This is a genomic window from Paenibacillus sp. YPG26, from assembly GCF_023704175.1.
Classification (GTDB): domain Bacteria; phylum Bacillota; class Bacilli; order Paenibacillales; family Paenibacillaceae; genus Fontibacillus.
Map to the genome: position 1 here is coordinate 3,147,431 of NZ_CP084530.1, position 22,570 is coordinate 3,170,000.

The window sequence follows — 22,570 nt, forward strand, 5'->3', positions numbered from 1 at the left end:
CCTCCTAAAATTCCATTGCTTTCAGATAACTAATTGGATCTTTAAAAAAGTTGGTTTCCGGCTTTTGAATAACGGTATACGTAAGTGAGGAACCGCCAGAGACGCTTGCTCTGAATTTGATACTGTTCAAGACCCCGGTCCAAGATTCACCTGGATTCACTACTTTATCTGTCGTAAAGACAATCCGGCCTGGCGTAAACGAATTAACAATAATATCTGTTCCCGTAATTCGGCCAGTCGTAAGTTCCGGTGTTCCAGTTAAAATAGAGAGATCAGCGACGCTCATCGCATTGGGATCATAGTTGACCATCAACGTATAACGACTAAAGTCGGTCACATCCGAGGCGGTGAGTCCAAGATCCACGGTCTCTTTCTTGGTGAGCTTCGCAGTCACGGTGTTGTTGATAATGAGGCCGGTCCAGTCACCGACACCCGCTGCATTATGCGTACGAATCCGGTATTTGTGCTCCGATTCCTTGGCTATTCGGCGGTGCTGATACGATGTATGCATCCCGATATCTTGAATCTTGCCATTGATCTCAATCTCGTATCCTTGAGCAGTTGGATCTGCATCCCAAGCAAGGGTGACGATACTACCCGACGAGGTAAGACGGATATTCTGAGGTGCAGCTGGGAAGTCCGGAAGAGTAGCTAAGGTCACTAGCTTGGACCAATCTCCTTCTACTGCATCTGTTTTTGCACGTACACGGTAGGTGTGAGGCGTAAACGGATCCAGCAAAATGTCCCGGTACGTCGTTTCTTCGAAATTATCCACTACAACTTTCCCGTCGATCTCTAAGTCATAACCAAGTGCACCAGGGACAGCTTCCCATGTCACGGTCACGTAATCTTTACCGGCGATCGCATTCACATGAGCTGGCGGTAATGGCTTGACCGGTAACGTAGTTAATGTGATTAGCCGGGACCATCCACTGATTCCCGCTCCGCCTTGAGCCCGGATCCGGTAGATATGCGTAGTTTCCGCAGTCAGGCCTGTTTGTTTATAGGTAGTACCTGATACACTGCTCACTTGTCCGTCAGCTTCGATATAGTATCCAATTGCAGATGGAACCGCACTCCAAGTTAACTCTACCGAGGTATCCTGGACATTATCGGTAATATTCGTCGGTGTAGGGAGCCGGAATGTTGTACTGGATATTGGATCACTCCAGGCTCCGCCCCCAATTTCATTGACCGCACGAACCCGATACTGATGAGTGGTTCCTGGTTCAAGCCCAGCGATGTCCGTAGCATTCGACATGCTGTTATTAATCACAACAACGCCATCCGCTTCAATTTCATAGAAGGTTGCATCTTCGACTGGTTTCCAGTTCAGACGAACTTTTTTGTCTTCCGCTTCCGCTTTGAGCTCGGTAGGAACCGATGGAACATCGGATTTGGTCATGATTGTATACATCTGTGACCATGGGCTGATTCCCCCGCTATTGACAGCACGAACCCGGTAAGTATGCTGGGAGCCCGGCAGGAGTCCGCCGACTTTGAACTCGGTAGTCTTGCTTGTCTTACGCAGCTGACCATCCCATTCCACTTCATAGTTCAACGCTCCGATCACGTCACTCCACTGCAGACTTACCGTCTTGCTAGTGGGTATCGCAATGATGTTGCCCGGAACGATAGGTGCTGGAAGCAGTGTACGAACCATAACTGCTTGGCTCCAAGCTCCCTTCACGCTGTCATTTACAGCCCGTACACGGTAGGTGTATATGGTGTTCGGATCGAGTGACGTTGGGTTGTACACCAGTGAAGTTCCATTAGAAATGATCTGATCACTATTGATCTCAATCTCATATCCAGTCGCATCCTGAACTGGATTCCAGGTCAACTTGACGCTGTTACTGGTAACACTGGTCTTTAGATTTAGCGGCTGTGTCGGCGGCTTAGCTGGAGGGCCGACTTGAACCCAAACCGAGGGAGCCGTTTCGTTCCCTTCCTGATTTCGGGCTTTGATTTGGAAGCGATATGACTTCCCTGACTTAAGGCCGTTTACCGTGATTTTCTTATTTGTTAAAGTGATCCATGCAGATCCTGATATTAGCTTCCCAGTTGTACTTACCGTGCTTGTCCCCGTTGACAATTGGTACTGGGTATTTGCCGGGTTGTTATCCGATACGGTAAAGGTAGCTGTTGTCGGCGTTGTCCCGCTTAGCGTTAAAACTGGATCGGAAGCGAGCGTAATAACGTCCCGTGTTTCCGTTGTAATGTTCCCAGCCGAATCTTTCATTTCAAATTTGACATAATACTTTTTGTTAGGCGCCAAATTATTTACCGTAAACGTATTTGTTGAATTCCAGTTGCTTGTTTGGTTATTTATCGTGATACGGTATGGATCTGGATCCAGTCCACCGTCATTGGATGTTACGGTAGCTGTAACCGAGTTCGTAGTGGAACTCGTTGTAAATGTATTTTGTAGAGGTGCATTATTAATAGTAAATGACATCTTAGCTTGTGCCGTTTGGGCACCATCACTGACTTCATAGCGAAGGGTATGGATGCCTTTGGTTAAGTTGTCTGTGTTAAGTGTATCGAAAGTAAAGATATCAATGTTTCCAGAGAGTTTAAGGTTTTGTGTGGCTTTAGGCTCAGTCTCAGCATCAAGGAAATACTTAATTGATGTGATCGCATTAGATTGGCCTTTTATTTTTAATTTGGGTATGATTGATTGTTGATTAAGATTAATTAAAGTTGGTGTAGAGCGATTACTAATGGTGCCCAGTTGACCAGAAGAATTGTTTCCCCAACCCTTCAACGATCCATCCTCCATCAATGCCAATGTGTAGTAGGATCCTGCTGAAAGCTGCCTGACTCCACTCAAACTAGGGATTATTGTTGGCATCATTTTAGATGTTGTATCACCTGCGCCCAGCTGCCCGTGGAAATTGAATCCCCAACTCTTCACCGTTCCATCTTCCATCAAGGCCATCGTGTGAGAAAAGCCTGCTGAAAGCTGTTTCACCCCACCAAGGCCAGAGATCGTTGTAGGGACCGTTTTGGACATTGTATTACCTGTACCTAGTTGACCATCGGAATTATATCCCCAACTCCTCACCGTTCCATCCGCCATCAAGGCCAACGTATAGAAATATCCTGCTGAAAGCTGTTTGACTCCACTCAAACCAGAGATCGTTGAAGGGATCGTTTTAGTTGATAGATCACCTGTACCCAGTTGCCCATGTACGTTATATCCCCAACTCTTCACCGTGCCATCCTCCATCAAAGCTAGCGTGTGATAAGCACCTACTACTAGTTGTTTGACTCTACTGAGGCTAGGGATTGTTGTGGGGATAATTTTGTTCGTCATATCGCCCGTGCCTAGTTGACCATAAGAGTTATCTCCCCAACCCTTTACTGTTCCATCACCCATCAAGGCCAATGTGAAGTAGGATCCTGTTACTAGTTGCTTGACTCCGCTTAGACCAGGGACCGTAGTAGGAACCGTTTTGGACACTGTATCACCTGTCCCCAATTGCCCACTACCGTTACTACCCCAACTCTTCACCGTTCCGTCAACCATTAAGGCTACTGTGTGAGAAGAACTTGCTGCCAGCTGTTTCACTCCGCTCAGGCCAGAGATTGCTGTTGGGACCGTTTTGGACACTGTATCACCTGTGCCCAGTTGCCCATTATCGTTACTTCCCCAACTCTTCACCGTACCATCCTCCATTAAGGCTAACGAGTGAGAAGAACCTGCTGTCAGTTGTTTAATGCCACTAAGGTACAAAATTGTTGTGGGAGATGTTTTGTTAAGTGAATCACCCATACCAAGTTGGCCAAAAAAGTTATAACCCCAGCTCTTCACCGTTCCGTCCTCCATCAAGGCCAAGGCGTGAGAAGAACCTGTTGCTAGCTGTTTGACTCCACTAAGGCCCGGAATCGTTGTTGGGGCTGTTTTGTTCGTTGTATCACCTGTACCCAGTTGCCCAGAGGAGTTATATCCCCAGCTCTTGACCGTCCCATCCTCCATCAAGGCCAAGGTGTGAGAAAAACCTGCTCCCAGCTGTTTGACTCCACTAAGGCCCGGGATCGTTGTGGGGGCTGTTTTGTTAACCGTATCACCTGTACCTAATTGCCCAGAGGAGTTATATCCCCAGCTCTTAACCGTCCCATCCTCCATCAAGGCCAAGGTGTGAGAAGAACCTACTGCCAGCTGTTTGACTCCACTAAGGCCCGGGATCGTTGTGGGGGCTGTTTTGTTAACCGTATCACCTGTACCCAATTGCCCAGAGGAGTTAGATCCCCAACTCTTGGCCGTCCCATCCTCCATCAAGGCCAAGGTGTGATAATAACCTGCTGCCAGTTGTTTCACTCCACTGAGGCTTGGGATCTTTGTCGGTGTATTTCCAGTCGCCGTATCGCCCGTACCCAGTTGCCCAGAGGAGTTAGATCCCCAACTTTTTACCGTCCCGTCCTCCATCAAAGCCAGCGTGTGACTAGCTCCTGCGGCGAGCTGTTTGACTCCACTAAGTCCTTGAATCGTTGTCGGAACCTTTATATTTACTGAATCTCCCGTTCCCAACTGACCATAGTTATTCTTTCCCCAGCCCTTGACCGTTCCATCCTCCATTAAGGCCAGCGCATATGAATCACCAACCGCTAGTTGTTTGATTCCGCTGAGGCCAACTACCGTTGTTGGGATCGTTCGATCCGATGTATCTCCCGTTCCCAACTGGCCAGAAGAGTTACTTCCCCATGCTCTTAAAACTCCGTTAATATAGGAGTAAGATGAGTCGGAATAGCTAGAAGATACAATAAAATTCGCAGAGTCAATGGCCTCTATTTGTAAGGGCACCGTCATTACTTGAAACCCAGGAATATCTACTGGAGTTAACTTTGCGGACCCATCCGCTATGCCTAGCTGATAATTCCCGTTATATCCCACTGCCCGTACAGAGTTGTTTTCTTTTAGGAAAAATGCAAAGTTCGGTCCCGCACTTACATTTACTACGTTATTCTCTGTTGTAAGTGAAGTGGGAGTTGTCCGATTAGTAGTGTCCCCTAACCCCAACTGTCCATAGTTGTTATATCCCCAGCTCTTGGTGGTTCCGTCATTTAATACGGCAAGAGAGAAGTAATTACCCGCAGTTACCTGAGATATATTGGTAAGGGAAGGAATAGGAACCGGTGAACTTGAGCTCACTGTTGTTCCTATACCTAGTTCACCATAACTATTGGTTCCCCAAGATTTTAAAGTCCCATTATTCAATACTGCCAATACATGAGTATATCCAGCAGATAATTGCCGTACATTTGATAAATTGGGCAAGGGGGTTGGTACACTTACATTTGTTGTATTACCGAGTCCTAATTGACCGTTCCCATTGTATCCCCATGCTTTTACCGTTCCGTCATTCAATAGGGCGAGCATATAATTATTACCTACTGAAATTTGACTTACATTCGTCAGGTTAGGAATCTTAGTTGGAAGGGTCCCGTTAGTTGTCGTCCCACTACCAAGCTGTCCGTAAGAGTTGTACCCCCAACTTCTAACTGTCCCATCATTCATTACTGCAGCAGCAAAATATTGTCCTGCAGCGATTTGTTTAACATTTGTTAGATTTGGAATAAGTGTAGGCGTCGTTCTATTGGTGGTATCTCCGAAGCCAAGTCCATAATACCCGTTATAACCCCATGACTTTACCGTTCCATCCTTCAATAGTGCGTAGGAGCTATTGTAGCCAGCTGCCAATTGTTTAACATTCGTTAGACCTGTAATTTCTGTCGGAACTGAGGCTTGGGTTGTGGATCCAAGACCGAGTTCTCCACTGCTACCATAACCGCTTGACTTCACTTTCCCATCCGCAGTTAGGAACAGCGCATAAGAGCTGTTAGCTACAATGCTTGGTTGCTGAAAAGTTGTTGTATCAATAGCAGCCTGTACCTTATTCAGTGGCAACACAAACGCGATTAATTCAGCAACCAACAAGATTGCAATGAAAAGTTTGCCGATTTTTTTTAACATAATTTATAGATATCTCCCTTAAAATGAATATGATCCTTATGCAACTTAGTTCCTATAACCCTTTAATAACACCCCCTCTACTTAAAGCACTAAATACACATTAGCAGGAAGAATTACCCATGTGGAAATGATCATACTCCCTCAAACCATAAACTGGCAATCGCTACTTTTGTCGAATTTTGTAACTATAAGTCGATGAATTTGATTTTTTCACTATTTTGTGATATATATCTTTACCATTCCAAGCTGATAGAGCTTTAGCCAATAAAAAAAGCAGACTGCCTGATAGCAGTCTGCTTTGCTTTATTATGATTAATTTTCGCCCAACTAGCATTTGACTTAATTCAAACTTATCTAAAGCTAACGATACCCAAAAACCAAACAAAAAAGAAGCCGACAACCCATCAGCTTCTTCCTCAAATATACCAACCTCTACCGACCCGCAAACTCCCGCTGCCTCAGCGCCTCGTACAGTAAGATCGAGGCCGCCATGCCCACATTCAGGGACTCCGCACCGCCCCTCATCGGAATGATCAGGGCATCGTCAAGCTCAGCTTGTACAGCCGCTGACAGGCCGCTTGCCTCGCTGCCGAACAGCAGCCAGGTCGGCCCTCTGAAGTCATACTCGTAGCAAATACGAGCTGCCTGCAGGCTCGTTCCTGCCAAGCGGATCCCTTTCTCCTTCGCCTTAGGAAGGAGTTCCGTTAAGTCCCCTTCTACCACAGGAAGGTGAAACACCGATCCCATGGTGGACCGGAGTGTCTTCGGATTATAGATATCCGCACAACCAGGACCCACAATCACCCCGCTAGCTCCGGCCGCATCGGCCGTACGGATAATGGTGCCCACATTGCCCGGGTCCTGCACTCCGTCAAGCACCACAACCAGACTGTTGTTCTGCTCGATCAGCGCCTCCCATGAACTGCGCTGCTTGCCGATTACGGCAAATACAGGCTGTGGCGATTTGGTGTCCGTGCATTTGGCAATAACCGCTTCAGACACTCCGACCCACTCCATAGATACTTTTCCAGCCCCGGCCTCTGCAAGCTCTGGAGGAATGCCATGATCCAGCGAATAAGCGATCACTTCAATCCCGGCATCCGCCTTAAGGGCCTCCTGCACCAGATGGATCCCTTCCACCAGGTACCGCTGCTGCCGGTCCCGATACTTCTTCTCTAATAGCTGCGCCCACTCTTTAACACGCGTATTCTGCGGCGATATAATGTCCATTGTCTTCATCCTAGCTTCTAAATTTGGGAATAAGCAAGCTCAAGCTTGGTTAGATCGCTCTTCTCACCCACGATGACGAGAATATCGCCTTCGATTAACCGGTATACGGCATCCGGTGAAATGTTCATTTTTGTGCCGTTCTTAATCGCCATAACATTGCAACCGAACCGGGCACGGATATTCAGCTCTTTGAGATTCTGGCCAATCATGGCCGAGTTCGCTCTAATCTCAAGAATGCTATAATCATCGGAGAGCTCAATATAATCCAGAATATTTGGCGACGCCAAATGATGCGCGACTCGCTGGCCCATGTCCCTCTCGGGGTAGATTACTTTGTCCGCACCAATCTTTTGCAGCACCTTGCCATGGAGTTCATTCTGGGCCTTTACAACAATCACTGGTCCTCCCAGATCCTTTAGAATTAGTGTGGTTAGGATGCTGGCCTGGATATCTTCACCAATCGCAACGACAACCACATCGAAATTCCGGATCCCCAGCGCCCGAAGCGCTTCTTCCTCTGTTGAATCCGCTGACACCGCATGAGTTACAATGTGAGATACCGCCTGTATACGGTGCTCATCGGAGTCAATCGCAAGCACATCAAACCCCATATTGCTTAGTGAATTAGCTACACTATATCCAAATCGGCCCATTCCGATTACCGCAAACTGCTTCTTAGCCACGATTCCATCTCCACCTGCCCGGAATTTATAATGCAATTAGTATACCATAATCCAAAGTGAACTTGAATTTACCCAGGCCGGTTCGGGAACAGTAAGATGCGGCCCTTTTACACCATTGCTTACATCAAAGGAGGAATTCGTGTGGGAATCATGCTGGATCTGAGACAAGCGGTCATTCATAAAGTTCATGGTCAGGATCCTGACGGTCTCCGGAGCATGATTGAAGGCTCTGTGGATGGCCCGGAAGCCGCGCTTCCCGGTCTTGGTGTCATGTTCGAGATGATGTGGAAGCAGCTGGACAGAAGCAAGCAGGACGAGCTGGTTGGTCTCGTTAGTCAGCAGCTGAAGACCACCGAGCTCAGACCACTCTTGTAGAATCAGGTTATTCACAAAGAGTCTTGGACCCCAGCTCCTAACACCTGCCTGTAAAAAATCCCTCCCCCTGCATTCACAAGGGGAGGGATAAATTTAGATCCTGATGCGTTCAACCGCTCGCTTATGGCGCGGTCTCCAGGAACTTGGCTGTCGGATTCTTCTCCATGGCCGTTCTCATAGCATATTCATTCTCGAACAGGACCACATAGTTGTCTTTTTTGTCTCTTACAAGCGTAGAGTTAATTCGGAATTTGGATGGGTCGATCTGATCATCAATGATCCAGCGGGCGAACTGATAAGGAACGCGCTGCAACTGCACATCCACCCCATATTCCCCTTTCATGCGGTACTCGAACACCTCGAACTGGAGCTGTCCAACCACGCCCAGAATCGTATCATCGAAGCTGACCGTGTTAAATACCTGAATCGTACCTTCCTCTGTCAGCTGATCGATCCCCTTCTGGTACTGCTTATGCTTAAGTGCATTCTTAACAGTAACCTTGGCAAAAATCTCCGGTGAGAACGTAGGAAGCTCATCGAACACGACCTCACTGCCTTGACTGAGCGAGTCTCCAATCCGGAAGATGCCCGGATCGAACAGACCGATAATATCCCCCGGATAGGCCTCGGATACGATGTCACGATCCTGAGCCAGGAACTGCTGAGGCTGGGATAGCTTGATTTCTTTGCCTGCCCGCACATGCTTCACCGACATTCCGCGTTCGAACTTGCCGGAGCATATCCGGAGGAAAGCGATCCGGTCACGGTGGGCCGGATTCATGTTCGCCTGAATCTTGAACACATATCCGCTGAATTTCTCATTTGTCGGCTGGATCAGTCCTGCCGTGCTCTGACGAGGCTCCGGCTTCGGTGCCAGCTCCAGGAAGTTCTCCAGGAAGGTCTGCACCCCGAAGTTGTTCACCGCACTGCCGAAGAAGACAGGTGTTAATTCCCCGCGTCTAACCTTCTCATAGTCAAATGGATCTCCGGCGACGTCCAGCAGTTCAATATCCTGACATAGCTGATCATGCAGGTATTCTCCCGCCATTTCCCGAATCGCAGGATCATTGTAGTCCGCTACCTTCTTGACCTCGATAGAAGAATGGTCATCTCCCTGGAAAAGCTCAACCTGGTTCTTCATCCGGTCATATACGCCGCATAGTTCCCGTCCGGAACCAATAGGCCAGTTCATAGGCACCGAGCGGATTCCAAGCACTTCCTCAATCTCTTCCATCAGGTCGAACGGACTTCGTCCTTCGCGGTCCAGCTTGTTGATGAAGGTGAAGATCGGAATCCCCCGCTTGGCACACACCTGGAACAGCTTCACTGTCTGTGCCTCAACGCCTTTGGCCACGTCAATCAACATGACGGCACTGTCGGCAGCCGTAAGCGTACGGTAGGTGTCTTCACTGAAATCCTGGTGACCTGGCGTATCCAATATATTAATGCGATGTCCCTGATAATCGAACTGCATAACCGAGGAGGTTACGGAGATTCCCCGCTGCTTCTCAATCTCCATCCAGTCGCTCGTTGCGTGTTTGCTTGCTTTACGGGCCTTAACGGACCCAGCTGCCCGAATCGCTCCCCCGAACAGGAGAAGCTTCTCCGTTAATGTTGTCTTCCCGGCATCCGGGTGGGAAATAATCGCAAACGTTCTACGTTTGTCTACTTCCTGCTGCAGCACTTCTGACAATGCTTTGCTCATTTCTCACGTATCCCTTCGTTCCACAAGTCATGTTCTATATTGTAACATATTTTATCCGCCTGTACGCAAATCATCCTCATGTATAGCATACATGAGGACAAGCTGCTTGGTTCTCTTTAGTTATAAATTAAAGGAATCTTCTCAAGCTTCCTTGTAACGTTACCCCTGGTTCTTAATCCAGATCACATTGTCTTCATCCTGCCCATTAACCGGCCACCAATGGAAGCCGTCCTTGGCCAGTAGCTCATGCGCTTCCTGCGGTCCCCATGAACCAGCGGGATAATGCTTGATATCTCCCGGGTTCTGCTTCCAGGCCTGAGCAATACGGTCTACGAAAGCCCAAGCGGTAGCCACTTCATCCCAACGTGTAAAGTAGGTGGAGTCGCCCTCGGCCGCATCGTGAATCAGGCGCTCATAAGCCTCAGGTGAGTTGATTCCCACTTGACAGCTTTGGCAGAATTCCATAGCCAGTGGTTCGATTTGTGATTCGGTACCCGGTTTCTTGGCATTGATTTTGATATAGATGCCTTCCATAGGGTTAACCCGAATTACAAGCAGGTTCGGCTCGAGGGTATGCTTTTGACCCAGATACACGTTGGTAGGCATATTCTTGAATTCAACTACAACCTCAGTCGTCTTCACAGGGAGGCGTTTGCCTGTACGGATGTAGAACGGCACTCCCGCCCACCGGAAGTTGTCCACCATTACTTTTGCAGAGAAGTATGTCTCGGTATTGGAACTCGGATCAACCTTGTCCTCGTCACGATAGGCCGGGAGCTTCGTATTGCCTCTCTCCCCTTGTGTGTACTGCGCACGTACCACATTCTCCTCAACTTCCGCCGCGGACTCGTATGGACGAAGGGAACGAAGCACCTTCACCTTCTCATCCCGGATATCCTCAGGAAGCAGACGGCTTGGCGGCTCCATCGCGATCATGGTCAGCATCTGCAGCATATGGTTCTGACCCATATCACGCAGGGCACCCGCATGGTCGTAATAGCCTCCACGCTCTTCCACACCAACAGTCTCACTCAGTGTAATCTGAACGTTAGCGATATGCTTATTGTTCCAAAGCGGCTCGAAGAACGCATTCCCGAAGCGGATCACTTCGATATTCTGAACCATTTCCTTGCCTAGGTAGTGGTCAATACGGTAGATCTCTTCTTCCTTGAATACGTGACTAAGCTCTTCATTCAGCTTCTGCGCGGACAAGAGGTCGTAGCCGAACGGCTTCTCGATAACCAGACGATGCCAACCCGCGCTGTCCAGCATGCCGCCCTTCTGCAGATTCACGGATACGCTGCCGAACAACTCTGGAGCAAGCGCCAAGTAGAACAACCGGTTGCCCGGGATCCCATAACGCTTCTCCAAGCTTACAGTTTGCTCCTGCAACTCACGATACCCATCGATATTGTTAATGTCCAGGGACTTATATTCGAAATGCTCAGCGAATCTATTCCAGTGCGCAGTGTCAAGCACCTTATACCGGCAGAACTCCTGAATCGAGTTGTACAGGTCATCGTGGAATTCTTCCTTCGAGCGTGGTCTGCGCGCAACACCAATGACCGCGAAATCTTCAGCCAGCTTGCCTTCACGATACAAAGAATAGATTGCGGGGAACAGCTTGCGCCGTGCCAGGTCACCAGTTGCTCCAAAAATAAAAAATACAGCTCCAGGGGTCTTCAGTGCATTTAAATTTTGTTGTTCAGCCATGGCTCCTCATTTCTTTCTATGTAGAATAGTTGTATATTTATGCATGCAGCATAATTCTTTCAGGCAAATATTTCATTTGTGTTGATTAATTTTAGCATATTCGATACGAGGATGCTATCCACAACTATGGTGATCAGATAACTATTACTTACCTACTCGATAAAAAGATATTATATTAATATTCAACAGTTAGAATGGGGGATCCAATCGATAATTCTTTTGCCCCGGTCCCCGAGTTCAAATGAACCGCCATCTGCAGTCCGAGCTTGGCATTTCCGCTCTGTACAGTCACCCCAAAGCCGGGGACCTCGTATGACTCCGATGCCGTGTACTCATCCTGGAAGCCCTCCACCCGGCGAAGCTCGAAGAATGCTCCGGCCTGGGCTTCAACTTGGCTCAGCAGCTTCGCTACATTTCGATCTGTACTGCGCGGTGTCCCAATCCCGTTCCCCTCCAGAGAGCCTTGGACAGCCACACTCCACTGGATATTCACGCCAAGTCTGCTAAGTTCGCGTCCGACCTCGGACTGAGCCAGCTTCAGCTCCCTCCTGTCTCCCTGGCTGCTCCCGTCCAGCTGCGCCACTACATACAAGCCCTCTTCCCTACCGGTTACAGAGAACTTGACCGGAACCCGTCCGACTTGTCCTGCAGCGCGATAGACCAGATGATTCTGCACCTTCACAGCTGACGGCTTCACAAGTCCGAGTTCTGACGCAATCAGACCAGCTCCTTCCTCTGCTACATAGGCAGTATTCCAATCCCCCTGCCATTTGATGACCGTGTCCAGACGCTCACGGCTAACAGAGCTGCCGACCGACAGAACAGCATCCAGCTGCTTCTCCGCATTACCTATATAATCCGTGTTATTGCTTGAAACATCATTTCCGTAATCAAATCCCAGAACTCCCACCATAAGTGCAATAAAAATAACGATAATTCCCCGCCCTTTAGTCATGCCTGATAACATCCTCTCCTGACGAATCTATCAATCTATGAATCAGGATGTCCTTGCCCTGAGCGGTTTATACTTCTATTTGGTCATAAAAAAACCCGGGGACCTCCGTCCCCGGATTGCTGCTGCCTGCTCTTACTCAGCCAGCCCGTTCTTATAGGCATAGATCGCCGCCTGTGTGCGGTCCTCCACATGCAATTTAGCCAAAATGTTGGTCACGTGAAATTTCACGGTCTTGACGCCAATGATCAATTCATCGGCAATATCCTGGTTGGATTTGCCTTGTGCCACTAACCTTAGCACATCCATCTCCCGCTCGGTCAGATCTTCATGAGCTGCCGCTTCCGCCTTAGGCTGACGGAACCGATTCATCATCTTGGAGGCTACCTGAGACTCCAGTACCGATTGGCCTCTGGCTGCTGCCCGAATGGCCTCGGCCACCTCGGAGGCTCTGGAAGTCTTGAGCAGATAACTGAAGGCTCCTGCTTCAATGACCGGGTACATTTTCTCGTCATCTAGATAACTAGTCAGCACAATTACCTTGCAGTCCGGGTACAGCTTGAGAAGCTGACGCGTAGTCTCGATTCCGTCCATGCCTTCCATTACCAGATCCATCAACACCACATTGGGCTTGTATTCCTGGGCCAGACGAATGCCTTCCTGCCCGCTGCTGGCCTCACCAACCACTTCAATGCCATCCTCGGTTCCAAGGACAGCGGCTAGACCAATGCGCACCATCTCATGATCATCGACCAGCAGTACTTTAATGGGAATCTCCGTCTCCATCGTTCTCATTCCACCCGCCTTCCTCAATCATTAGGGGTACTGTAATTTCAATTCGGGTACCTGCTCCCGGCGAAGTAATGAATTGAATGGAACCGCCAATTTCATGTACTCGCTCCTGCATGGTGGATAACCCGTAAGACGTCTGCTTCTTCTCATCCATTTGAAAGCCGATTCCATTGTCTCTGAGAATAACTTTCACGGCTTCCGGACGCTGATGGATACGTATCTCCATCTTGTCGGCTTTGGAATGGCGTAACGTATTGGATAAAGCCTCCTGGATAATTCGGAAGAGGTGATTCTCAATCCCTTTCACAAGCTTGATGTCAGGATCGAGCTCCAGCGTAATATCCATCGGCACTTTACTCTTAAGTTCTCTAACCAGCTCCGCTACTCCTTCGGAGAGCGCCTTGCCCTCCAGATACACCGGCCGCAAGTGCAGCAGAAGCGCCCTCATCTCCGATTGAGCCACCGAGGACATCTCCTCAATCAGCTCCACCTGCCTCTGCGCCTTGTCGAAGTCCTTCTCCAGCGTCCGGCCTACCGCGGTTGCCGTCATTGAGATTGCGAACAGCTGCTGGGATACAGCGTCATGAAGTTCCCTGGCAAGCCGCTGACGTTCTTCTACAATTGCGGATATCCGGGCCTGCTCTGCTAATTGGGCATTATGTGTTGATAACCGCTGCAGGGAGTTAACCTGCTCTTCCCACCTTTTACCGATACGTTCCAATTGCTCGCCCAGCCGCCCGATCTCGTCTTCCCCAAGCTCCGGAACGGTTCTGGACAGATTCCCCTTCTCCCATTGCAGCAGAGAATCTCTGAGCACATCCATCCTTCTTTTCACGCTATAAATTTGATAAAGACCATAAGCCGCTCCCGTACCAACCAGCAACAGACCTCCGGTTAAGGACGCCTGAATGACTTTGGTCCAGGAAGAGGCCGGACTTAGATAACCATATGTATCAAGCAGGTACAGAATAGCGCCGCATAAAAAGAAAGACAGGAGAATCCCGTCGCGCATACTTCGGGAGATCATGTTCACCGGTTTCTTTCGTCTCATCAGGGACTCCCCTCCTCTCTACGATAAACGTATATCAATGTCTCCCACAAGGTAGGAGATCATAATTTTCACTTTTTTCTCCCGCAAATCATAATTCGGCGAACGCCAGTTCAAGCGATTCACCATGCCGGTCTCCTTATCAGGGCCGAACTCGATCTGACCGAACATGACAAATGCCTCAATCTCAACGCCATAATCCTCCGAAATTACGAGATCTATATCTCCAACAACACCTTGAAGCATCATTATATTCTCAGGCTCTTCCACGCTCGCCAGGGACAAATCGATATCATGCTCACCCAGCACATGCCACATGCTTATACTCCGAAGCACCCAGGGATCTCTGTCCCAGTGCACACCGGCAATGAAGTTCTGCTTCTGAATATGGTCTCCCCGGGGGAGCATCTTCTTGACTTTGGCATAGAACAGACCAAGCGAAATCAAGATGATCGCCACAACTAACATCAAATGTTCAAGCAAAATAAGCCCACTGCCTACGGCTAACAAGATATAGCCGGTCTTGATCTCTTCTCCCTGACGGATTTTGTGAACTCCGTAGACAAGAAATAGCAGGGCCGCAATGGTAAGGAAGTTGATGCCTTGACCAAAGAACAGAAGAAGTCCAAATCCGATAAGCATTATGGCCAAAAATGATTTCCTTTTATCCATGCTGCACCTCCTGTCTAAGTATAAAGATCCATCCGTGCAAGCTTCAGGTACTTGGCCCAGAAAGACCGGAAAAGCCATGACGGTATCTGCATACCGTATGGCTTCACCTCAACTAGAATATCATATTCCACTAATGGACGGTAGTTATTCTTTGGATGCTGGCGTTCCTGGCTTGGCGGGAGGATTCAGCTTGGATTTGAGCGCATTCAACTGCTCTTCTACCCGAAGCTGCTTCTCCGCATCAGCAGGACTGATATAAGAACCGGCCCCTGCTGATGGACGATACGGAGTACCCAGTACATCCGCTTCAGCTTCCATCTGAAGAATCTTCTCTTCCATACGGCTGAAGCCTAGCGCTGCACCACCACTCTCAATCGTGTTAAGCGGGTTAGCCTGGGACAGCTGCTTCTTAGCTTTGGCCATTTGCGCACGGGCTACGAGCTCATTACGCTTGTTGCGCAGCTTGTAGAACTCATCCTTCATATCATGGAGCTGCTGCTGCAGATCCGCGGCATGGATCTCGGCTTGGGCATGAAGATCTCTGAATTCCGCTTGTTTTTGGTCAAAATGAATTTTCTCCTCCAGAAGACGGCGGGCAATCTCTTCTTGTCCATTCTTCAGTGCTGCTTCAGCCTGGGCTTCACGCTGTGAGGATACACGGTAAGCCTCCTCAAGACGCTGTTTCATGCGGCGTTCATTCGCAATTTGCTTCGCAACCGTTACCTCGGCATCGCGAATCTCGGCTTCCATATCCCGAAGATATTGGTTAAGCATAACAATCGGATCTTCCACTTTATCGAGCATTTCATTTACCGACGCTTTAGTGATATCTTTAATTCTTTTAAATACTCCCATAATTATAAATCTCCCTTCTCATATTTGGACAGCTTACGGCGAAGCTCATCCAATTCTTTTTTCATGGCTTTTTTCTCGATGTCATCCATCATAGAATCTAGATTTGAAGCCTCGTTCTGATCTTTAAAAGAAGAACTGGCTGGCCGGCCCCCCTGGGGACCATTTCCTTGGAACGGGCTGCCTCCAAAAGGGTTACCCCCAAATGGATTCCCGCCGAACGGATTATTTCCATATTGTCCGTTGCCACCGTACTGGCCATTACCGTAAGGAGGACGCTGGTTGTACCGTGGATCCCTAGGATCATACCCCGGACCTGGTCCATATTGTCCGCCGCCCGGCCATCCACCCTGGTGGTAAGGATCATAAGGAACATACGGCTCTTTAGAGATGACAAGCGACGCGATCAAGTAGATCAGAATCGTGGTGCCACCGGAAAAAGGAATACTTACGACCGTCAGCAGCCTAAGCACGCCGACATTTACGCCAAAGGTCTCTGCAAGTCCCCCGCACAGACCTGTAATCCATCGGTCGCGCCGGGAACGATATAATGTGCCCATCGCAATTACTCCTCTCCTCGCTTGTTCAGCTTCTGTTTTAGTCGCGCCAGCTCCTGTTCCAGAGTAGACTGAATCGCGGTTCCCGTCTGGTTGAAGAGCTCCTGTCCTGCCTTGCGAAGATCGCGCAGGCTCCGGGCTTCCCATTCCATATCGGAGACACGGTCTTCCAGACGGTTGAACATCTTCGGCACATCCTGTGTACCATAGCTGCCCATACGCTGGTTCATTCTCTGTTGAAGGCGAAGGGTTTCCATTCTGGCATAGTAGTACTGCCGTTTGTTATATACCGCCTGATATTCGCTCTTAAGTTCGTTCATTTGAGCTTCGAGCTGGTTAAGTGCTTCAAGACTCTGGCTGTACAGCTCCGAGTACTGCTCAAGCTTCTCTTCATAAAGCAGCTTCTCTTGAAGAGCCAGCTTGGCTAAGTGCTCTTCGTCCGCTTTCAGAGCCAATAACGCCTGCTCTTCTCTCTTGCTGAGCATGGAGCTTGCATGATCGACCTGCTGCTTCAATTGTCTGGTATGCCCGGAGTATTGATGGTGCAGCTTCTCGGCCTCTGCGATCTCCTGCCGGGTCTCAACCAGGAATTGATCAATAAGCTGCACAGGATCCTGTGCCTGCTCCAGACGTTCATTCAGTGTTGCTACCGTAATATCTCTTACCCGTCTAAATACACTCATGATTGTTCAGTTCCCTCCTAACCGTAATAGTACTGTGTATTAGTAACTCCGTTTGCCTCTAAGCGAGGAAATACCATATACAATCAGCCCGATACCGAGTAATGGCACGATGATCCAAGCAAGCTTGGAGATCAGGGAGATTACACCGATAAACAATACGATCCATCCGAAAAATGCGTTGCCTTTACGAATCCCGTAGTATCCCAGGGCAATCATTACGATGGCTATTAGAATACCGAACAGACTGCCGAAGAAAGGCGTCAGCTTGCCTAACAAGATCAGTACCCCAAGTGCAATAAGCACAATTGCAAATCCGCTTGGTTTGTTGTTTGTTCTCATTTCTTTCACCGCCTCTCTTTAAGCTCAACCTTATGTCTTTATTCTAGGCCTTATTGTAATTTCTCAAAACGGACCGTGGACGGTTTTTCATACTGGACTTAGGTCGAGGATAAGCCGGGGCCTCAGATAGAGCGTCGCCTGGCCGTTCAAGCGGTAACCATGGTGAGCGTTTAGCTTTGGTCTGTTACGGCTGTACACAACATGGTGAGCGTTGGCTTAAGTCTGTAACGGCCGCACCCAACATGGCGAGCGATCGGCTTAGGTCTGTAACGGGCGCACCCAATTGGTCCTGTAGCTATGGTGTTGCTTCCGAATGTGGATGTACGAGCTAGTGACCAGATTATTTAAGTTAAGGCTACGGCGTTTGTTTTATTTATTCTATTTCTCAGCTTTGTAGAGCAAGTCCTACAGCTGGTCCTACAGCTAATCTTACAGCTGGTCTTACAGCTGGTCTTACAGCTAGTCCTACAGCTGGTCTTCTAATTGCACTAACAACAGCCTAGCCGAATCCTCCGTGGATAGTTGTCCTCTATACACAAACAGCCCGGGTCTTGAGGACCCGGGCTGCTCGTTATTCACCTTACACTGCCTATTGAATTAGTATTGGTTTTGGTTAAGAAAATTATCGGTTTGACCAATGAGATCCTTGAGACGCACCAGTACCTCTGCCGCTTCTGCACGTGTAACCACGGTCTCCGGCGCGAACTTCCCATCCTTCAGATCAAGCAGCTTCAGCTTCAGCACGATTGCCGCCGCGCCTTTATTGATAATACTGCTTGCATCGGCAGCTCCATTCAGATCTGTTGATTGATTGTAGAACTGGGCCAGCTTACTATATTGCAGCATTTCAACCAGGTATTTGGCAAGCTGATCACGGGTCAGCTTAGCATCCAGGGTTAGAATGCGGTCTGCACCCGCAATCAGCCAATTGTTATTTACATATACCTGTAGTGCCTGATAATAAGGACTATCCTCAGTTACACCCGCAATTGTGCCTCCGTCCGCTCCGCCGTAGTAGTAACCTAGATCAGGATTCAGAGCCCGAGCCGCCATATTAATCCACTCCCCTTGGTTAATCTGATCATTCGGGAGTACCAGGCCGTTCTCATCTGGAAGGAGAACACGATACTGGACAGCTTCGGCTAGAGCCTTTTCCAATGGGTGGCCTTTAATGTCGGTAGCTTCGTTGACTTTGCTTGCCATGAACGGAGCATAGCCTCCGCGAAGTTTACCTGTATTGGCATCAATTGGGCTGTAGGCATAGTAATCACTTCCAAGCTCTGAACTCTTAGGTACTGGCGCATAGACCAGCTTGACGCTTACAGGAGTAGTGCTTCCACCCAACTCGTATGTCCCGCCAAACCGCTCATACCTCAGCTCCATAGTCCAATTTTTCAGATACGCACTCTTGGCTTCTTCCTTGGATATAGCAGGCTTGCTCTCCGCGAAGGCAGAAGCATTCACTGTAGCCCCCGTAGAAAATGAACGAATCACGCCATCCGAGCTAAGCGCAAGGTCAATGGAGTTGTTCATAACGGGAATTCCATTGATATACCGTTTGAAGCTGTAATGATAATTAGATGAAGAAACTTTGGGGTCTCTATCCATCACTGAAGTGAGCTTATACTCACTCGCCGCATCAGGAACCAGTTTTTTCACAATCTGAAGTGCCTTCTCTTTGGCTCCTTTGGCATTCAGAATTTTGCCCTTAGGCTTGTATTCCTTCACCTCGGGATAATAATCATTATAGTACACAGCCAAAATCTGACCGGTATTGGCATCTACTTCCGCCTGGATACCTTCCGTTGGCCCATTACGTTCGCTGCCATTTCTAAATGATACGTTCCACGCCTTCCGGGTAGGATTATCCCATCTTCTCGTCAGCTGCTTATAGTCAACTTTGAATTCAGAAGGAATAGAAACCAATGATTTAATCCGTTCTACTGCCTCTTCCCCGTCTTCAATGGGTTGCTTAGATGGAGTGAAAGCAATCCCTCCAGCAGGAATACTCTCAGCTTTCAGCAAGCTCTTAGGCGTCCCATATTGAGGATCTGTCTTCTTCCCGGTGACTGCGTCAATACTATTCATACTGCTGTCCACCGGTACATATCCCAGGAAGTACTTAGGTGTGCTTCTGGAGTTAAGCTGGTCTGGAATATAAGTCAGCTCTACATCAAAGCTATACTTGAACTTCTGGTCTGCGCTCTCCAAGGTAATTGCAGGCTTAGGGGAAGGGTACTCAGCAAACGCCTTACTACGACCATACATGGATACTTCACCGGTACGGCTAACCCCAACCTGAACTGACTCATAATTTGAATAAAGTCCGTTAACCGGCACTTCAAAATTGAAATAGTAATCCTGAGCTACGAATAAAGCGCCATACTGTCCATAGTATCCTTTGTTCTCTCTAATGTTCTGTACATCCAGTCCCTTAACTTTGGCACTTAACCATTCTAAAGCAATCTTCTTGGCACCGGCCTGATCAACTTTAGAGGCTCCTTCCTTGGTACTCGACTGAATCAGACGCCCAGGGAGATTAACATTTAAGACTTCTCCGGTCACTCCGTCCACTTGAGCACTGAACGAGGTCCCCCAATTCCCCATCTGTAAATTATATCGAAGCTCCCATTTCTTATCATAATCCACAGGGTAACTGTCCTTGCGGCCAAATTCTGCCGAGTCCAACGATACCTTAGCCAGAAGCGGGAACATCTCCTTAACCGCTTTGTCAGCTTGGGCGGAAGTAATTTTAGCTCCTTTTGGCAGTTTGTCACTAGTTACACTTACGGATGTAGAAGAGACTGAGCCGCTTGCAAATTTCGTATCAGCTATGGTCACTTTACTGTCAGCCCAGGCTGCTGTAGGACTGCTTAACATAAGCAGCACTAGCGTACACGCCGCAAATACTAACGGCCTGTTCTTTCGGCCATATGTACCCTCCCCAAATGTATTCTCTCCAGATGTCGGAGTGAACTCTTCCTTGCTGTTTCCTATGCCGTTCATTCATACTTCCCCTTTCCTCTTCCAGTAATAAATAGTGCCTATATTAAAGAACACAACTAAATTGGGAAAGTTTGGTGTTCACGAACAAAAATAAATATAAAAAAACCATGAACGAATGTTCATGGTTAACTTTAAATTATATGCCGGTGAAGGGACTCGAACCCCCACGGTTTCCCTCACGATTTTGAGTCGCGCGCGTCTGCCAGTTCCGCCACACCGGCATGGTGTGTAATTATTCTTAATTAAATTAATAAGAAATATGGCGCGCCCTAAGAGATTCGAACTCCTGACCTTTTGATTCGTAGTCAAACGCTCTATCCAGCTGAGCTAAGGGCGCAAATATTCAAAACATTGTATCACGGTCTGCCAAAATTGAAAATGGAGGCGCCACCCAGATTTGAACTGGGGATAAAGCTTTTGCAGAGCTGTGCCTTACCACTTGGCTATGGCGCCATATATGGAGCGGACGACGGGAATCGAACCCGCGACCCTCGCCTTGGCAAGGCGATGCTCTACCGCTGAGCCACGTCCGCATATTAATGGCTGGGGATATAGGATTCGAACCTATGGGTGACGGAGTCAAAGTCCGTTGCCTTACCGCTTGGCTAATCCCCAACATTAATCATTAAATTTGTAAGTAAAATGGGGCGATCGATGGGACTTGAACCCACGAATGCCGGAGCCACAGACCGGTGCGTTAACCCCTTCGCCACGACCGCCATAATACTTTGCTACTATAAAATTGGCAGGGGCAGCAGGAATTGAACCCACACCAACGGTTTTGGAGACCGTTGTTCTACCTTTAAACTATGCCCCTAAACACTGGTGGAGGCTGATGGATTCGAACCACCGAACTCGTAGAGAGCAGATTTACAGTCTGCCGTGTTTAGCCACTTCACTAAGCCTCCAAAGAATGGTGCCGGCGAGAGGACTTGAACCCCCAACCTACTGATTACAAGTCAGTTGCTCTACCAGTTGAGCTACACCGGCACGGTGTAAGTAAATCATGGTGGCTCGGGACGGAATCGAACCGCCGACACGAGGATTTTCAGTCCTCTGCTCTACCGACTGAGCTACCGAGCCATAATACATATTATCCACTTGTAAGATTTAAATGGCGGAGCCGACGGGATTCGAACCCGCGGTCTCCTGCGTGACAGGCAGGCATGTTAGGCCTCTACACCACGGCTCCACACTATGTAAATCAATTGCGGGGGCAGGATTTGAACCTGCGGCCTTCGGGTTATGAGCCCGACGAGCTACCGGGCTGCTCCACCCCGCGTCAGTAGTACAATATGGTGGAGGCTGAGGGGATCGAACCCCCGACCCTCTGCTTGTAAGGCAGATGCTCTCCCAGCTGAGCTAAGCCTCCATATGTCAAACATAATCTTTATGATACCAGATACACCTTAACAAAATCAAGTGTAAAATGAAAGTGGTGACCCGTAGGGGATACTCGTTCTTCGAACGAGACTGCGATGTATTCCTACCGAAGCATATGCTCCGACGAACCCTGATGGGTTCTCATCCCCATTTGAAGCTGTTTAATGAAAGTGGTGACCCGTAGGGGATTCGAACCCCTGTTACCTCCGTGAAAGGGAGGTGTCTTAACCCCTTGACCAACGGGCCTTACAAAAAATAGTGGCGGAGAGAGAGGGATTCGAACCCTCGAGACGCTTGTGACGCCTACACGATTTCCAATCGTGCTCCTTCGGCCAACTCGGACACCTCTCCATATGGCTCCCCGAACAGGACTCGAACCTGTGACAACTCGATTAACAGTCGAGTGCTCTACCAACTGAGCTATCAGGGAACATTATTCAATTCAGACTTGATCGCCTGAAAACTAGATACGAAACGAATTGTGCGTGTTAGATTGTATCGCTTCCGAAGTTACCCTTCGTGAAGCTGTGTTGGATAAGCCCTCGACCGATTAGTACTGGTCAGCTCCATGCATTACTGCACTTCCACCCCCAGCCTATCTAC

At 48.6% G+C, this 22,570-nt stretch carries 15 protein-coding genes, 16 tRNA genes and 1 rRNA gene (1 of these 32 only partly in view); 1 reads left to right on the plus strand and 31 read right to left on the minus strand.

Going from position 1 to position 22,570, the window contains the following annotated elements; all coding sequences use genetic code 11:
• Window positions 1-4: 4 nt before the first annotated feature.
• The 3 genes from LDO05_RS14920 to LDO05_RS14930 all read right to left on the minus strand — a co-directional run bounded on the left by LDO05_RS14920 (window position 5) and on the right by LDO05_RS14930 (window position 7,890).
• Window positions 5-5,977 (minus strand): RCC1 domain-containing protein, encoded by a 5,973-nt coding sequence (locus LDO05_RS14920; protein WP_251376153.1) that lies wholly within the window; start codon window positions 5,975-5,977, stop codon window positions 5-7.
• A 432-nt stretch (window positions 5,978-6,409) separates the two neighbouring features.
• Window positions 6,410-7,207: a TrmH family RNA methyltransferase gene (locus LDO05_RS14925; RefSeq protein WP_251376154.1), complete on the minus strand. Its 798-nt coding sequence runs from the start codon at window positions 7,205-7,207 to the stop codon at window positions 6,410-6,412.
• 17 nt (window positions 7,208-7,224) lie between these two features.
• Entirely contained in the window at window positions 7,225-7,890 is a 666-nt protein-coding gene (locus LDO05_RS14930; RefSeq protein ID WP_276575516.1) for a potassium channel family protein, read from the minus strand.
• A 141-nt stretch (window positions 7,891-8,031) separates the two neighbouring features.
• Between LDO05_RS14930 and LDO05_RS14935 the strand changes: the two genes are divergently transcribed.
• The gene (locus LDO05_RS14935; RefSeq protein WP_251376155.1) at window positions 8,032-8,265 is read left to right on the plus strand and encodes a small acid-soluble spore protein SspI; all 234 of its coding nucleotides are present in this window, start codon (window positions 8,032-8,034) and stop codon (window positions 8,263-8,265) included.
• A gap of 121 nt (window positions 8,266-8,386) precedes the next feature.
• On the opposite strand, the gene LDO05_RS14940 is transcribed toward LDO05_RS14935, so the two are convergent.
• From LDO05_RS14940 to LDO05_RS15075, 28 genes are all read right to left on the minus strand, one after another.
• Complete coding sequence (locus LDO05_RS14940; RefSeq protein WP_251376156.1) at window positions 8,387-9,970, minus strand: peptide chain release factor 3; 1,584 nt, start codon at window positions 9,968-9,970, stop codon at window positions 8,387-8,389.
• 159 nt (window positions 9,971-10,129) lie between these two features.
• On the minus strand, window positions 10,130-11,683 hold the full coding sequence (zwf, locus tag LDO05_RS14945) for a glucose-6-phosphate dehydrogenase (RefSeq protein WP_251376157.1): 1,554 nt from the start codon (window positions 11,681-11,683) through the stop codon (window positions 10,130-10,132).
• A 175-nt stretch (window positions 11,684-11,858) separates the two neighbouring features.
• Window positions 11,859-12,638 (minus strand): YwmB family TATA-box binding protein, encoded by a 780-nt coding sequence (locus LDO05_RS14950; RefSeq protein ID WP_251376158.1) that lies wholly within the window; start codon window positions 12,636-12,638, stop codon window positions 11,859-11,861.
• 132 nt (window positions 12,639-12,770) lie between these two features.
• Window positions 12,771-13,421, minus strand: a complete 651-nt coding sequence (locus tag LDO05_RS14955) for a response regulator (protein WP_251378749.1) — start codon at window positions 13,419-13,421, stop codon at window positions 12,771-12,773.
• Complete coding sequence (locus tag LDO05_RS14960) at window positions 13,399-14,478, minus strand: sensor histidine kinase (protein WP_251376159.1); 1,080 nt, start codon at window positions 14,476-14,478, stop codon at window positions 13,399-13,401. The genes LDO05_RS14955 and LDO05_RS14960 overlap by 23 nt, the downstream gene beginning before the upstream one ends.
• Window positions 14,479-14,496: 18 nt before the next feature.
• Window positions 14,497-15,147 (minus strand): cell wall-active antibiotics response protein LiaF, encoded by a 651-nt coding sequence (gene liaF / locus LDO05_RS14965; RefSeq protein WP_251376160.1) that lies wholly within the window; start codon window positions 15,145-15,147, stop codon window positions 14,497-14,499.
• A 144-nt stretch (window positions 15,148-15,291) separates the two neighbouring features.
• Window positions 15,292-16,002, minus strand: a complete 711-nt coding sequence (locus LDO05_RS14970) for a PspA/IM30 family protein (RefSeq protein ID WP_251376161.1) — start codon at window positions 16,000-16,002, stop codon at window positions 15,292-15,294.
• 2 nt (window positions 16,003-16,004) lie between these two features.
• Window positions 16,005-16,559, minus strand: a complete 555-nt coding sequence (locus tag LDO05_RS14975) for a PspC domain-containing protein (protein WP_251376162.1) — start codon at window positions 16,557-16,559, stop codon at window positions 16,005-16,007.
• Window positions 16,560-16,564: 5 nt separating this feature from the next.
• Entirely contained in the window at window positions 16,565-17,239 is a 675-nt protein-coding gene (locus LDO05_RS14980; RefSeq protein WP_251376163.1) for a PspA/IM30 family protein, read from the minus strand.
• 39 nt (window positions 17,240-17,278) lie between these two features.
• On the minus strand, window positions 17,279-17,578 hold the full coding sequence (locus tag LDO05_RS14985; protein ID WP_251376164.1) for a LiaF transmembrane domain-containing protein: 300 nt from the start codon (window positions 17,576-17,578) through the stop codon (window positions 17,279-17,281).
• A 597-nt stretch (window positions 17,579-18,175) separates the two neighbouring features.
• Window positions 18,176-20,584 carry a YcdB/YcdC domain-containing protein gene (locus tag LDO05_RS14990; RefSeq protein WP_251376165.1) on the minus strand — a complete coding sequence of 803 codons (2,409 nt, stop codon included), beginning with the start codon at window positions 20,582-20,584 and terminating at the stop codon, window positions 18,176-18,178.
• Window positions 20,585-20,725: 141 nt separating this feature from the next.
• Window positions 20,726-20,805 (minus strand) — tRNA-Leu (locus LDO05_RS14995).
• A gap of 39 nt (window positions 20,806-20,844) precedes the next feature.
• A tRNA-Arg gene (locus tag LDO05_RS15000) sits at window positions 20,845-20,921 on the minus strand.
• A gap of 42 nt (window positions 20,922-20,963) precedes the next feature.
• Window positions 20,964-21,037: transfer RNA gene (locus LDO05_RS15005), tRNA-Cys, on the minus strand.
• Window positions 21,038-21,042: 5 nt separating this feature from the next.
• Window positions 21,043-21,117, minus strand: a tRNA-Gly gene (locus tag LDO05_RS15010).
• 7 nt (window positions 21,118-21,124) lie between these two features.
• A tRNA-Gln gene (locus LDO05_RS15015) sits at window positions 21,125-21,199 on the minus strand.
• Between the two features lie 28 nt (window positions 21,200-21,227).
• Window positions 21,228-21,303: transfer RNA gene (locus LDO05_RS15020), tRNA-His, on the minus strand.
• A gap of 24 nt (window positions 21,304-21,327) precedes the next feature.
• Window positions 21,328-21,401 (minus strand) — tRNA-Trp (locus tag LDO05_RS15025).
• A gap of 6 nt (window positions 21,402-21,407) precedes the next feature.
• Window positions 21,408-21,492 (minus strand) — tRNA-Tyr (locus LDO05_RS15030).
• Window positions 21,493-21,498: 6 nt separating this feature from the next.
• A tRNA-Thr gene (locus tag LDO05_RS15035) sits at window positions 21,499-21,574 on the minus strand.
• A gap of 17 nt (window positions 21,575-21,591) precedes the next feature.
• Window positions 21,592-21,667, minus strand: a tRNA-Phe gene (locus LDO05_RS15040).
• A gap of 32 nt (window positions 21,668-21,699) precedes the next feature.
• Window positions 21,700-21,776 (minus strand) — tRNA-Asp (locus LDO05_RS15045).
• A 16-nt stretch (window positions 21,777-21,792) separates the two neighbouring features.
• Window positions 21,793-21,866, minus strand: a tRNA-Met gene (locus LDO05_RS15050).
• Between the two features lie 14 nt (window positions 21,867-21,880).
• Window positions 21,881-21,956: transfer RNA gene (locus LDO05_RS15055), tRNA-Val, on the minus strand.
• A 182-nt stretch (window positions 21,957-22,138) separates the two neighbouring features.
• Window positions 22,139-22,213, minus strand: a tRNA-Glu gene (locus tag LDO05_RS15060).
• Window positions 22,214-22,226: 13 nt separating this feature from the next.
• A tRNA-Ser gene (locus LDO05_RS15065) sits at window positions 22,227-22,318 on the minus strand.
• Window positions 22,319-22,321: 3 nt separating this feature from the next.
• Window positions 22,322-22,397, minus strand: a tRNA-Asn gene (locus tag LDO05_RS15070).
• A 100-nt stretch (window positions 22,398-22,497) separates the two neighbouring features.
• Window positions 22,498-22,570, minus strand: a 23S ribosomal RNA gene (locus LDO05_RS15075) (it continues 2,979 nt past the right edge of the window).